The 13,738-nt window shown below is 41.0% G+C and carries 10 protein-coding genes; 7 read left to right on the top strand and 3 right to left on the bottom strand.

What is annotated here, in order from left to right:
- The first annotated feature begins 150 nt into the window (after positions 1-150).
- The 7 genes from ACM0OZ_RS24485 to ACM0OZ_RS24455 all read left to right on the top strand — a co-directional run bounded on the left by ACM0OZ_RS24485 (position 151) and on the right by ACM0OZ_RS24455 (position 11,725).
- Positions 151-375 carry a helix-turn-helix transcriptional regulator gene (locus ACM0OZ_RS24485; RefSeq protein ID WP_414585430.1) on the top strand — a complete coding sequence of 75 codons (225 nt, stop codon included), beginning with the start codon at positions 151-153 and terminating at the stop codon, positions 373-375.
- A gap of 55 nt (positions 376-430) precedes the next feature.
- Entirely contained in the window at positions 431-682 is a 252-nt protein-coding gene (locus ACM0OZ_RS24480) for a hypothetical protein (protein ID WP_414585428.1), read from the top strand.
- Between the two features lie 12 nt (positions 683-694).
- Positions 695-955: a hypothetical protein gene (locus ACM0OZ_RS24475; RefSeq protein WP_414585426.1), complete on the top strand. Its 261-nt coding sequence runs from the start codon at positions 695-697 to the stop codon at positions 953-955.
- Between the two features lie 177 nt (positions 956-1,132).
- The gene (locus ACM0OZ_RS24470; RefSeq protein WP_414585424.1) at positions 1,133-2,491 is read left to right on the top strand and encodes an RNA-guided endonuclease InsQ/TnpB family protein; all 1,359 of its coding nucleotides are present in this window, start codon (positions 1,133-1,135) and stop codon (positions 2,489-2,491) included.
- Positions 2,492-2,721: 230 nt separating this feature from the next.
- Positions 2,722-2,874 carry a plasmid partition protein ParG gene (locus ACM0OZ_RS24465; protein ID WP_414585423.1) on the top strand — a complete coding sequence of 51 codons (153 nt, stop codon included), beginning with the start codon at positions 2,722-2,724 and terminating at the stop codon, positions 2,872-2,874.
- A gap of 31 nt (positions 2,875-2,905) precedes the next feature.
- A complete protein-coding gene (locus ACM0OZ_RS24460; RefSeq protein WP_414585421.1) occupies positions 2,906-5,917 on the top strand; it encodes a GUN4 domain-containing protein in 3,012 nt (1,003 codons plus the stop codon).
- A gap of 1,044 nt (positions 5,918-6,961) precedes the next feature.
- Positions 6,962-11,725 (top strand): amino acid adenylation domain-containing protein, encoded by a 4,764-nt coding sequence (locus tag ACM0OZ_RS24455; RefSeq protein WP_414585420.1) that lies wholly within the window; start codon positions 6,962-6,964, stop codon positions 11,723-11,725.
- Between the two features lie 41 nt (positions 11,726-11,766).
- Here the strand turns inward: ACM0OZ_RS24455 and ACM0OZ_RS24450 are convergent, their stop codons facing one another.
- From ACM0OZ_RS24450 to ACM0OZ_RS24440, 3 genes are read right to left on the bottom strand one after another with little or no spacing between them, the layout of a single operon-like run.
- Complete coding sequence (locus ACM0OZ_RS24450; protein WP_414585419.1) at positions 11,767-13,176, bottom strand: hypothetical protein; 1,410 nt, start codon at positions 13,174-13,176, stop codon at positions 11,767-11,769.
- A gap of 25 nt (positions 13,177-13,201) precedes the next feature.
- The gene (locus tag ACM0OZ_RS24445; RefSeq protein WP_414585418.1) at positions 13,202-13,342 is read right to left on the bottom strand and encodes a hypothetical protein; all 141 of its coding nucleotides are present in this window, start codon (positions 13,340-13,342) and stop codon (positions 13,202-13,204) included.
- 2 nt (positions 13,343-13,344) lie between these two features.
- Positions 13,345-13,731 carry a hypothetical protein gene (locus ACM0OZ_RS24440; RefSeq protein WP_414585417.1) on the bottom strand — a complete coding sequence of 129 codons (387 nt, stop codon included), beginning with the start codon at positions 13,729-13,731 and terminating at the stop codon, positions 13,345-13,347.
- Positions 13,732-13,738: the final 7 nt, after the last annotated feature.

The raw sequence follows: 13,738 nt of genomic DNA, 5'->3' as shown, positions 1-13,738 counted from the left end.
ATAATTAAATAAACTTGAAACTGGTTGACGGTAGGCGTTGCGGTTCTTCTTGGCGGGAGAGGCAACGTCTTTCGTTTACTATCTTATATTACACTATTGCCAACCGTCAACCAGTTATCGTAAAATGACTATATTGGTACAGAAATGGACATGAAAAAGTTACGAGAAAGGCAAAAACTCAGAACAGTTGACGTTGCAAGCTCTATTGGAATAGGTGAGTCAACAGTAAGGAACTGGGAAAAAGGACGTACTATTCCAAAACTCAGAATCGACCAATTTAATAAGCTTCTACAGCTATATCAGTGCAGCTTTGAGGAATTGACAGAAGCTGTTGAAAACATAAATAAAGCTTCGGTCGCCGACGGAGGAGCTTAAGGCGAATTAGCTATACCTTACGCCACAGTGCTTACAGTATCGAAAGGTTTGTTATATGCCAAAAAAGAAAAAACAATTGGTAAAACAGCAACGACAGAAGCGTAAAGAGGTTATCTCCAAATTAAGTCCATCTGAGCGAGAGGAAAAAGCGCAAGAACTTTTGACCAAAATAAAAAAGTCAAAAGAAGAAATGGAGGAAGCGCAAAACAAGCTTAATGAATTGATTGGTAATTTGGTAGTTGCAAATTTCTCAAAAACTTTACCCGCTTTGAGTTCCACTATTGATGTATTAAGAGAAAAGCATTAAATACTAATGTATATGACGAGCCTGTTGGAAGGTAATGGTAAGGCGTGGGAGAAGGCGCAACAGGAACTTGCAGAATACATGGAAGCGCAATCAGAAGATACTGCACCGACCTTGAAAGTAGGGGACAAAGTGACTGTGGCGGGTCAGGTCGGAACGATTGCGGATTTTGAACGTCGCAGCGCGGCAGTCCCCACCCTCAGCAATTATGCGGGGTGGGGAAGAATAGCGCGGCGATGTAGCGAAGCGGAATCGCCAATTAATCTTTTGGTCTAGGTAATCGCTTAATGTAGTCTCGCAATACTTGCGCCATGCTAATATCTTTTTGATTTGCGTAAGCTTCAAGCTTTCTGTAATCTTCCTCTGTAAGTCTGATTTCCAGTCTTTTATCTCTTGCCATGTTACGTACAAATAACGTACAATTATAAACTAGCGTACAGAGGTCGATTACGCATGGCTACCAAACGAGTTACTTTTAGGCTTTACCCAAATAAAGCTCAAACCAATAAAATGCACTATTGGCGACGGCTTCACAAAGATTTGTACAATGCTTGTGTCGAACATCGCAGAACTTCATACAAAAGGTTCAATAAATCTATAGATTATTTTGACCAGCAAAATTGCCTACCCGAATTTAAGGAATACTGGGAGGAGTACAAAGAACTTGGTAGCCATGCTTTGCAAGATACTGTAAAACGTGTAGATTTTGCGTTCAAGCGGTTCTTTAAACTCAAATCTGGGTATCCAAAATTTAAATCAAGTCGTCATTACAAAGGATGGGCATATCCTTGTGCGTCGGGCTGGAAAGCTTGCACCGATGGTAAAAACGGTTATCTGAAAATAACCAACCTTGGTAATATCAAGATGCGTGGGCAAGCTAGAGATTGGGGTAAGCCTAAAACTTGCACAATTATGTTTAAGCAGGGGTTATGGTATGCTTCAATCACTGTTGATTGTGTTCCAACCCGTCCCCAAACTGATACAGGCGCTGTTGGTTTAGATTTTGGAACTCACCATGCAATTGCTGATTCTAACGGCAATGTAATTGAGAATCCCAGATTTGTTAGAGTTGCTCAAAGCAAAATCAATCAAATAGCTAAAACCAGTCGTAGAAAAAGACCTCCAACAAAAGGAGTTAAAGCTTCGCGACGCTGGAAGAAAGCGAATAAAGCGGTAGCAAAAATACAATCTAAGGTTGCGCGTCAAAGGCAAGACTGGCAACATAAAGTCTCTACACAAATAGTTAGCTGTAATAGCTTGGTAGCGACTGAGAAGTTAAATCTTAAAGGGATGACTCGCAAATCGTCATGTAAGAGGAAACGTCAAAAAGCAGGACTGAATCGTTCGTTGCTTGACGTTGGGATTGGCAACCTCAAAGACTTGATTAAGTATAAAGTTACCGAGGCTGGGGGGTTTTACATTGAGGTTCCTACGGTCAAAGTTAAGCCCTCTCAGACTTGCCCTAATTGTGGTCATCAAAAGAAGAAAATGCTAGCAGAAAGAACACATCATTGCGAAAAGTGCGGCTACCAATGCGATAGAGATGTAGCAGCAGCAATGGTAATGCTCAACTATGCAAGGGGGCAGGAACTGTCCTCTACAGATGCTGATGGGTCAACCTCTACTTGGTGCGGAAGCTTCAAGCAAGTTGCGATAGCGGAAGCGTCAGAAACCGCGACCTCAGCCGAAGGCGGGTCGCGTGTAGTTCATTTGCTTGCAAATCCCCAAGACGGTACAGAACAGATTCAACGACGTGCTGCTATCGAGGACAAGGAGAAAGCAGAAAAGCAATTGGCAAGCCTTTGCTTATAGAGGTGGCGGCGCTCAGTGGCGCAAGTGGTTGATAAGGATATTCGCAACAGCCAAACCAATTGGATATCAATTATTGCTTTCTCCCAGTTTTTGGTTTCCTTAACTAGATCTGCAATACTGCTGGTAAAGTCTCGTTTAAATCCTAAACAGACATTTATCCGGAATCCTATTTTGTACATTTGTAGTTTTGTGGAGATCCAATTTTGTAATTGTTATCATCCCTAGCATCTATGCATATCAGTATCGCAGACGACCTCAAGAAACGATTCCATGCGGCTTGTGCTCTACGGGGGTTGAAGATGAGCCAAGTCGTAGCAGAGCTAATCGAGCAATGGTTAAAAGCTAACGATGCTTCCTCATCTGCTGAATCAAATTCCTTTTAGTACACACTTAGTTGTTTGTCTTAACCAGCTTATGTCTACATGGATCACAGATTGGGTGCTACCACTGCTACAGACGGTCATCAGTAATGTTGCGCTTGCTTATCTAGTTAATCAGTTGCAACCAAGCGCCAATAATAACCAAACTTTTTTACTGATGGCAGTATGTATTGTTGCAATTATTATAATCAACTTTTGGCAATCCAAATCTCAGCAGTCTCAGCAGAATTCTGCACCAGCAAACCAAAATGGGATTGTTGGCTTTTTACCTCTGCTAGGAGGTGTTACCCTTTATTCAATAAGCAACTATCTACCTACTGATATTAGGCAAACAGTTTCTTATATATCCCTGTTTCTGTTTACTGTGGGAACTGTACTACCAGCAGGAATACTTTTACCAAGAAAGTGGCGTCGGCGGCTAATATGGATTATTCCTGGTGCTGGACTGTTCATAACCCTTTATTTTCTTATCAAATCTCAATGGATAGCAGGATTACTGTGGTCTCTGCTGACAGCAATTCTGGTGATACTGGCATTTTTAAGCTCATTTATTTACGGAGTTATAAATCGAGTTTTAGAAAAAATTAAGCAATGGCTGAAACAGATGGAACCGCTTGTTGCTGACATCATTATCAGTAAATTTGGGGAATCAACCTCACAATTTCAAGCCAAATATTATAAAAACTTAGTTTATACTTATCGTACATATCGGACGCAGGGACTAAAAACTCCAGGGGCATTCACACCAGATTTGGAGAAAGTGTTTGTACCACTGCGAATGGCATTAAAAAGTCCAGTTCAAATGTCTTCAGCATTAATCCAAAAAGAAACTACTGGTGATTTAAAAATCTGGGATTTTTTGGCAGAAATTCGTACTACACATACTTATAGGCGCATGGTCATTATTGCCCCTCCAGGGTATGGAAAAACTACACTGTTAGAGCATTTGACACTGGCTTATGCTCAAAATACTCAGCAACAGCAGCATCCTCAAGCGCCAAAACTCATCCCAGTACTATTGTATTTACGGAAGATTCGTAACCAAATTACCAGTCCTCAATCCCCTAATTTGGCACAATTGGTTATAGAAGTTGTTAAAACTGAATCCCAAGAATCTAGCACAAAACTTGACCCATCTCAGCAATGGTTTGAGGACAGGCTCAAGAGTGGTAAATGTTTGGTGATGCTAGATGGGTTGGACGAGGTAGCGGATATAAATCAGCGCCAACGTGTTAGCCAGTGGGTGGACGCGCAGATGAGGGCGTATCCCGAAACAACTTTTCTACTGACTTCTCGACCTTACGGTTATCAAGAGGCTCAACTACAACAGCAGCCATTTTGCCTTGAGGTACAACCTTTTAATCTCAAGCAGATGGAGGAGTTTATAAACAACTGGTATCTGCAAAATGAAGTTATGCGCCAAGCCAGAAAAGAAGATGCAGGCGTACGCGCAGATGCTAAACGAAAGGCTTTTGACTTGATTGAGCGCATCAAGAATAATCCAGCACTAGCAGCAATGGCTCTTAACCCCTTGCTCCTAACGATGATTGCTACAGTTCATGATAACCGAGGTGCACTCCCAGGAGCGCGGGTAGAATTATATGCAGAAATTTGTGAAGTTTTACTGGCAAGACGACAGCAGGTTAAGGGCATTGATTATCCAATTCCACTAAACGCAGCACAAAAGCAATCTGTGCTGCAAGTACTAGCATTGCAGTTAATGCAAAACAAAACCCGTGAATTTACTCCAGATATTGGAGAACAGATAATCCAACAACAATTATCGGCTGTATCAGGCAATAAAGTAGAGACAAATGCTTTTTTCAAGCACATCGAACAGGTCAGCGGGTTGTTATTAGAAAAACAGCAAGGCGTTTACGAATTTGCTCATAAGAGTTTTCAGGAATACTTAGCAGCAGTTGAGGTTCAGGAAACGAACAATGAGCAAATTTTGAGAGATAACATCAATGATTCTTGGTGGGATGAAACTATTCGCTTATATGCCGCTAAGAATGATACCAGTAATCTGATTGAAGCTGCTTTACGCAATCCCACTATCGTGTCTCTCAGCATTGCTTATGATTGCTTGCAAGAAGGTAGAAGTGTAACACCACAAGTCAGACAACAGTTAGAAGAAGTTCTAGAAGCAAATTTGGAATCTTCTAATCCACAATTTTTCCAAATAGCAGCAGAAGTAAAACTCATAAGACAACTGAGTCAGTTAGTACGGATTGATGAAAAGTTAGAAATTGATAACAGCTACATTACCTGTGCTCAATATCAGCTATTTCTTGACTATACTGGTGAAGCTCTTCAACCTCAACATTGGCAAAACAATAGATTTCCTGTTGGACATGCCAAAAAACCGATTACTGGAGTAAGTTGGGAAAACGCAAATCGATTCTGCGTATGGCTAAAATCATGGAGTGAAAAGCAAGGGCTTAGTACTCCGATTGGTGAATTGGCGACCCATTACAGATTACTGACAGAAGAAGAAAGAAACCAGCATTCTATCAATGATGATAAACTCTTTGCAGACAGTGGAATTCGCTTGCTTAGGTTTAAAATACCTTCTAGATACAATCAACTTGCTCATGACCTGTTGAGCGGTGAGTGGCAAAAAGCTGACGAAGAAACATATCAGGTAATGCTCAAAGTTGCTGGTAGAAAAAGTCAAGGTTATTTAGACGAAGAAGACATAGAAAACTTCCCCTGTGATGACCTCCGCATCATCGACAATCTCTGGGTATATGCCAGCAAGGGACACTTTGGTTTTAGTGTTCAGAAGAAGATTTATCAAGAACTGGGGGGTACAAAAAGATATAATGAGAAAATATGGAATACCTTTGGTGATAGAGTAGGTTGGCGTAAAGGAGGAAGCTGGGTGGATTTGGGGAGTATAACGTTTTCGATAAGTGCTGGTAAGGGACATCTCCCGCTAACGTTTTTCGTTTTTGTGAGAAGGGACATCTCCCGGGAGGGAGGGGGTGGGGTTAATATCGCTACGCGCCATCTCTTCTCTCGCGCAGAGACTTGTAGACTGTAACATATCCTGAGTTCAGCCTTTATAAAGATTTTTTAACTAAAGCACTTTCTACGAAAACATAAGCATTTCACCGATTTCGATACCTGGCACCAATCAGTTATCAGTTATCAGTTATCAGTTACCAGTTATCAGTTATCAGTTACCAGTTATCAGTTACCAGTTTTTTGGTCACTGTTTACTGTTCACTGTTTACTGTTTACTGGTCACTGTTCACTGTTTACTGTTTACTGGTCACTGCTTACTGTTCACTGTTCACTGGTCACTGTTCACTGTTCACTGTTCACTGTTCACTGTTAAAACAACTGTGCAGCTATTTTAGGGTCATAACAATTAGCCATCACAAATTTTTCTGCAACTTCTTGGACTTCTGTTGTTAATGGTTCCCACTCAGCCCAAGGTAATCGCAATTGTCCCGGTGATGTCTTTTTCTTCTTACTCTTAATGAGGTTGAGCCGAGATAAGGACGAAAGCGGAAATAGGCACTGAAAATGCTTGTTTTTCGTTGTCTATAATGGCGTTCTGTACAAGAAATTAGCTTTCTTATCAAACCTAAACAGCACAGGGATTTTCAGCCTTAATTTCCGAATCTGCAAACATCTCGGCTCAACCTCTAGTTCCCGTGAAAAGGACTAGTTTTTGATTGGATATAATCCCAGGAACTTGTAAACCGGTGTGAAATGGTATAAGCTGCGTAAAACTTTTTTCAGATCGTTTGCGATACTATTGTGCATAGTTTTTAAAGAAAACGATAGCTGCATAAGCTGCATAGAAATAGTGTTTACATAAATCTAGATATGCAGAAAATATAATTCCAGATTATTGCTGACAAGTTTAAAATTGAATAAAAATTTTGTATTGACTGTGCAAATAGCACAAAACGCGCTGATGGGAGCATTCCAATTTGCAAAACGCCCACAGGCTTGCGCCCTTCAATTCTCAGTCATTTTCAACCCAAGGAATGATTTGTAGGGGATTGTGAATGTGTTAAAACGTCTTGGTCAATTGACAACGAGCAACTAACAACTGTTGCGAAGGGGTGTAATTTTGAACACAATTGAGTTTCTATCTTATCTTCGCAGCTTAGATATTCAAGTATTTGTTGAGGGCGATCGCTTGCGCTGTAACGCCCCTGAAGGAACCCTCACACCAGAATTGCGTGCAGAAATTCAACAGCGCAAAGCAGCAATTATTGAATTTTTAAGAGCAGCTAATTATACTAATAACTACACTTCTACACCCTTCGTACCTATTTCGCGAAACAGGAATCTCCCCCTCTCCTTTGCTCAACAGCGGCTGTGGTTTCTTGACCAATTAGTACCCAACAATCCTTTCTATAACGTTCCAGCAGCATTTCGTCTCACAGGTTCGCTTCATTTGGCAGCGCTGGAACAAACTTTTAACGAAATTGTGCGGCGTCACGAAGCTTTACGTACCACTTTTGCCATAGTGGAAGGGCAACCAGTTCAGGTGATTGCACCTATTTTAAATGTATCCTTAGCAGTCAGAGATTTGCAGCAACTGCCACAAGTCGTAGTAGCACCGACTCCTCGGGATCAACGTGAAAAAGAAGCGCGACGACTCATGACTCAGGAAGCTCAACGACCTTTCAATTTATCAGCTGATCCGTTGCTGCGAGTCACGCTACTGCGGTTGGATGAAGCAGAACATATCTTGGTGCTGAATATGCACCATATTGTCTCTGATGGGTGGTCTATCGGGGTGTTGATTCAGGAAATAGCAGCGCTTTACACAGCTTTTGCTTGTAGATATGTTGCATCCCTTGGTTCTACGCTTCTGCCAGAACTACCCATTCAATATGCAGACTTTGCATACTGGCAGCGTCAATGGCTGCAAGGGGAAGTGTTGGCAAAGCAACTTGGTTACTGGCAAAAGCAGTTGGAAGGCGTTTCGATGCTAAATCTGCCAACGGACAGACCAAGACCAGCACTTCCAACTTACCGGGGTGCAAGGCAATTTCTGCAATTACCAAAAAGTCTGAGCGAAGCGCTAGAAACTCTCTCGCAGCAGGAAGGGGTGACTTTGTTCATGACAATGCTTGCAGCATTTCAGATTTTACTTTATCGCTACACCCAGCAAGAAGATATTGCTGTGGGTTCACCAATTGCCAACCGCAACCGTAGTGAAATAGAAGGGTTAATCGGTTTTTTTGTCAATAGCTTGGTACTGCGTACCGATTTATCAGGGAACCCAACTTTTCGCTCAGTGTTGAGTCGAGTGCGAGACGTAGCTTTAGAAGCTTATGCTCACCAAGATTTGCCTTTTGAAAAGTTGGTGGAAGAACTGCATCCAGAACGCAACTTGAATCAAAATCCCCTGTTTCAGGTAGTGTTTGCGCTCCAAAATGCCCCAATGTCAGCGCTAGAGTTACCTGGGTTAACTCTTAGTCCCTTGCCATTTGATAGTGAAACAACGCGGTTTGATTTGGAGTTTCACCTGTGGGAGCGAACACCTCAAAATGGGTTATGGGTAAATAGCTCAGAAGGCATCAGCGGTTTTGTTATTTACAGCACCGATTTATTTGATGACAGCACCATTACCCGGATGCTGGGACATTTCCAAACGCTGCTAGAAAGTATTGTCGCTCATCCAGAACAACGAATTGCAGATTTACCCTTTTTAAGCGAAGCTGAGCGACATCAGTTGCTAGTGGAATGGAACAATACCCGCGTAGATTATCCTCAAGATAGATGCATTCATCAGCTATTTGAAGCTCAGGTAGAGCAAAATCCTAATGCATTGGCGCTGGTATTTGAAGAGAAAAAAATCACCTATCAGGAATTAAATAAACGCAGCAACCAACTGGCACATTATTTACAAAAACTGGGCGTTGGTGAGGAGGTTTTGGTAGGACTTTGTGTAGAGCGCTCTTTTGATATGGTCATCGGGATGTTGGGGATTCTAAAAGCGGGTGCAGCGTATGTGCCTTTAGATCCCACTTATCCTTCTGAGCGTTTAAGCTTTATGCTTGAAGATGCTCAAGTTGCAGTTATATTAACTCAGCAACGATGGGTAAACCGTCTTGAAACGCAGAATTCACCTTTGATTTGTTTGGATAAAGATTGGGAAGCGATCGCTCAAGAAAGCGAAGATAATTTTACTACCAACATTACAGCAAACAACCTCGCTTATGTCATCTACACTTCTGGCTCAACTGGAAAACCTAAAGGAGTTGAAATTGAACATCGGGCATTATTAAATCTTATCTTTTGGCATCAAAAAACGTTTGCAGTTTCACCGCTTGATCGAGTCACACAAATTGCCGGAGTTGCCTTTGACGCTTGTAGCTGGGAAATTTTGCCTTATCTGAGTGCTGGAGCAAGTATTTATTTCCCAGATGAGGAAACTAGGCTTTCTCCTGAAAAATTGCAAAATTGGATAGTATCAAAAGGAATAACAATTAGCTTTGTCCCAACACCTTTAGCAGAAAAACTTTTATTATTAAATTGGTCGAATCAAGCAGCTTTGCGAATATTACTCACAGGTGGCGACAAACTACATCAATATCCTTTAGCTGAGTCTCATTTTCAAGTTATAAATAATTACGGACCAACAGAGAATACTGTTGTGACAACTTCCGGTCAGGTTTTTGTTAGCAACCAAGCCCAGATAACACCTGCAATTGGTCGTCCCATTGCCAACACACAGCTTTATATACTAGATAAACATTTGCACCCTGTACCCATCGGCGTTCTAGGAGAACTGTACATTGCTGGTGATGGACTGGCGCGAGGCTATTTAAACTCTGCTGATTTAACTGCTAAAAAATTCATTCCTAATCCTTTTAGCAATCAGCCAAAAGCACGTCTTTATAAAACAGGTGATTTAGTTCGCTATCGACAAGATGGTAACATCGAATTTTTAAGTCGCCTCGACGAACAGGTGAAAATTCGGGGCTACCGCATTGAGTTAGGAGAAATTGAAGCGGTGCTGAGTCAGCATCCAGCAGTGCTGCAAACGGTAGTCATGACTCGTGAAAATGAAGGGGAAAAGCGGTTAGCCGCTTATGTGGCGCTCAATGCTGAAGACAACAGTCAACAAGAACAAATCCAACAGACGCCATTGCAGGATGAACAGGTTTTGGAATGGCAAATGCTGTATAACGAAACTTATAATACACCTGCTGCTGATTGCGATCCAACATTCAATATTGTCGGCTGGAATAGCAGTTATACAAATCAGCCAATCCCAGCAGAACAGATGCGCGAGTGGGTGAATAACCAAGTTGATCAAATTCTGGCTTTACAACCCAGCCGAGTGCTAGAGATTGGTTGTGGTACAGGTTTATTGCTGTTTAGAATTGCGCCTCACTGCACTAAATATTCTGGGACAGACTTTTCCCCAGCTTCACTTAACTACATTCAAAAGCAGTTGGCAAATGTAGAGACGCGCCATGGCGCGTCTTTACAACAGGTAACGCTGTTTGAAAAGATGGCTGCTGATTTTCAGGGAGTAGAAGCACAAGCTTTTGATGCAGTGGTTCTCAACTCAGTTGTACAATATTTTCCTAGTATTAATTATCTTATTCGTGTATTAGAAGGTGCTGTTCAGGCTACTGATCCTGGTGGCTTTATCTTCATAGGAGATGTCCGAAGTTTACCGCTGTTGCAAGCTTTCCATGCATCGGTACAACTATATCAAGCTGAACCCTCTCTTACCCGCCACGAGTTGCAGCAACAGGTACAAATGCAAATTTTCCAAGAAACAGAGTTAGTTATTAACCCGGCTTTTTTCACGGCATTAAAGCAGCGGCTTCCCCAAATTAGTCATGTACAAATTCAACTCATGCAGGGTCACTATCACAATGAATTAACTCAGTTTCGTTATAATGTTATTCTTCATATTGGCGGTGAAACTGTTAGTCATCCTGAGAATAATTCAGTGCTGGATTGGTCTGAAAAGAATCTTACAGTATCAACAATACGACAGATATTAGTCGATAAAAAACCAGAAATGTTAGGCATTACTCATGTGCCTAATGCCCGAGTTATGGCAGCAGTTAAAACAGCAGAATGGCTCTCAGGCGCTGAAGATTTTAAAACTGTCGGTCAGATGCGTGAAGCTTTGCAAAAACTCCAAAATTTAGGAGTTGATCCAGAAGATTTTTATGGACTGGCTAATCAACTATCCTACAACGTTGATATTAGCTGGTCAGGTTCGGATAGTGAAGGACGCTACGACGTGGTTCTTGTTAAGCAAGATGCATCAACCCAAAGAAGTATTTTTCCAGATAGCACTAACTCGCGTCCGTGGCAATCTTACGCCAATAATCCCCTACAAGCCAAAGCAGCGCGTAAGTTAGTGCCACAATTGCAGACTTATTTAGCAGAAAAGCTGCCTGAGTACATGGTGCCTTCAGCTTTTGTGGTGCTGGAGTCACTACCTTTGACGCCTAATGGCAAAGTGGATCGCCGCGCCTTAAGAGCATTCGATCCAATTCAGCCACAATTGCCAGGAGGTTATGTTGCGCCTCAGACTGCTGTTGAACAAGTGCTGGTGAGAATTTGGGCTGAGGTTTTGGGAGTTAAGCGTGTGGGTATTCATGATAATTTCTTTACCTTGGGAGGTCATTCCTTACTGGCAACTCAGCTTGTCTCTAGAGTGCGTGACGCTTTTAAAGTGGAGTTGCCTTTGCGTAGCGTATTTGAAGCACCGACAATTGCAGAACTATCTAAGGTGGTTGAAAGTTTGAAAGGTAGTAATGTTGAAAGTAAAGCTCCAGCTTTAGTGCCGCTTTCTCGTGAAAGTCGGCGGATGAGGTTATCATCGTTGAATAAAGAAAGCAAATAGGGAGTTAAGCCGATATTGTGTAAAATAGTACTATATTCTGTTTATTTCTTCTTCCGTTTAGGCTTATTAACCCACCAATTTGCCACTACACCAAAGAATACGGTAGTCAAAAAGCTCCAAAATAGAGATGAGACCAAGGGATGAACTGGATAATTGGGATTAATAACGAAGGGTTTGTCGATATGTTCTGTGACAACACCAGAGACTATTGCGCCACCTCCAAAGGCTGTACCTAATACTTGAAAGGTTTGTTCCAAAGAGCGATCGCGTTTGGTTTGTTCTATCTCGATTATTCCGCGCACGGTGTTGGTTAAGTCTTCTATAATTCTTAAACTAGCGCTGAGGCTGGCACAGTCTTGTTGTATCTGAACTTTGTATTTATTTTTAACAGTTTTAGTAAAATTTTCTAGGCATCTTAAATTAGTATCACCTAATGTACTGTCATTTTGCTGTTTTTCTTTGGCTTTATTTTCAATATCTTTTATAAAGCTTTGATAGTTTTGTAAATTATTGTCTATTGCTAAACGAAGCATTTCTAAATAACTCAGCTTGCTAACATAATCAGATAGTATTGCTATGCTTTGACTCAAAATTTTTTGCAAATCTTGTAATTCTTGTGGGGATATTTTTTGATTCGCAAAGCCGTAATTAACCTTGTTGACTCGATTAATATTCTCTGAAACAGCCTTAAATATTGCTTTGATTTCCGTGGTAAGTTGGCGACTATATGCGTATTCCCAAATAATTTTATTCCGCATATTAAATAATCGTAGCCAATCACCATAAAATTCTGCGGCTACTTCCATATTCCACATATTGGTATAGAGGATAATCAAAACATGAATATTTTCCTCCTCGACATTTTGCCATTTTTGCGGTGGTTTCCAGACTTCAAAAACTGTAGCACCAAGGAATTTTCCTGATTCTAGATTTTGGCATTCAATACCTTCTAAAATCTTGTATGTTTCTTTAGCGATCGCTTCCGGGTCGGGTTTAGTTCCTGGAGCCAGCGAACCGGATACCATCCAAGTTTTTCCGACACTACCATTTTTTATAGCTGCTTGTTGTTTGAGATTTTTGAAAACATCTATTGGTTGAGGATTATTTCTATCGTCAACTGAACAATCGAAAATAAGCCCATAAGTATCGTATAAACGAACTGGATAGTAATACCCTTCTAACTTGTAAGTATCGCTGGTGTTTGTAAAATAATAGTGATTATCATGAATATTAAATTGTTGTTTTGCAGGCGCTTTGATTAATTCTTCGAGTAATTTAATATACTCTGGGTTTTCCCCCTTTTCTTCTTCGTCTAAATCTACCCTGATTTTATCTGGTAGGTTTTGCCAAAAATATTTGTGATTTTCTCTAATTTGCTCATCACTATCACCCAAACCATTTCTGAATTGGTAAAGAAATAAATCTAAGGTAGGGTATACAAGTTCTTTCATGAAGTCATTATTTATTAATCAGCATTTAAGAATTTTTCTGATTCTGGCATTGTGTTTTTTTTGGAGTCGGAGGATTGACATTTGTTGGCTTTAAATCTTGAGGTTTTGGTTTATCTTCACTAACGGAAAAGCCTCGTGTTTGTTCGTTAGGTTGGTTTTGACTCATGATTATTTACTGTTTTTATTTGTTGATTGGGTGGATGGAGAAGATTGGGAATTTGAATTGCTGGATGGTGGGGTAGGGGGATTAGTATTTCTCGAACCGACTTCTTCTGGCTTAGGGTTATCGTTTTTAACAGAAAAGCCTTTACTACGTTCTTGTTCGCTTTCTTGTGTTTTCAAGTTTCGCCTTTGAGCATCATATAGTTGTTTGAGTGGTTGGCATTTTTCGACTAAGCTATTAACCTGCTTAATTCTATCTTCTGTGGCTTGCTCGTTCAAAGCGTTACACAATACATTTATTTCCTGTTGTAGTTCTGGTGGCAGTGTTGATACATCGAACTGCTGAACTGCACTTAGGAAAGCTTCTTTACGGATATTATATGCTGCTTGCATAGCTGTA

The organism is Scytonema sp. PCC 10023, from assembly GCF_963920835.1.
In the GTDB taxonomy this organism is placed as follows: Bacteria; Cyanobacteriota; Cyanobacteriia; order Cyanobacteriales; family Nostocaceae; genus Kalymmatonema.
The sequence above is the reverse complement of the archived record's forward strand: the minus strand, read 5'-3'. Positions and strand labels throughout refer to the sequence as shown.

Bases quoted from the DNA above. Each gene is read 5' to 3' on its own strand.
- ACM0OZ_RS24485 (WP_414585430.1), top strand. From the start codon at position 151: ATGAAAAAGTTACGAGAAAGGCAAAAACTCAGAACAGTTGACGTTGCA.
- ACM0OZ_RS24480 (WP_414585428.1), top strand. From the start codon at position 431: ATGCCAAAAAAGAAAAAACAATTGGTAAAACAGCAACGACAGAAGCGT.
- ACM0OZ_RS24475 (WP_414585426.1), top strand. From the start codon at position 695: ATGACGAGCCTGTTGGAAGGTAATGGTAAGGCGTGGGAGAAGGCGCAA.
- ACM0OZ_RS24470 (WP_414585424.1), top strand. From the start codon at position 1,133: ATGGCTACCAAACGAGTTACTTTTAGGCTTTACCCAAATAAAGCTCAA.
- ACM0OZ_RS24465 (WP_414585423.1), top strand. From the start codon at position 2,722: ATGCATATCAGTATCGCAGACGACCTCAAGAAACGATTCCATGCGGCT.
- ACM0OZ_RS24460 (WP_414585421.1), top strand. From the start codon at position 2,906: ATGTCTACATGGATCACAGATTGGGTGCTACCACTGCTACAGACGGTC.
- ACM0OZ_RS24450 (WP_414585419.1), bottom strand. From the start codon at position 13,176: ATGAAAGAACTTGTATACCCTACCTTAGATTTATTTCTTTACCAATTC.
- ACM0OZ_RS24445 (WP_414585418.1), bottom strand. From the start codon at position 13,342: ATGAGTCAAAACCAACCTAACGAACAAACACGAGGCTTTTCCGTTAGT.
- ACM0OZ_RS24440 (WP_414585417.1), bottom strand. From the start codon at position 13,731: ATGCAAGCAGCATATAATATCCGTAAAGAAGCTTTCCTAAGTGCAGTT.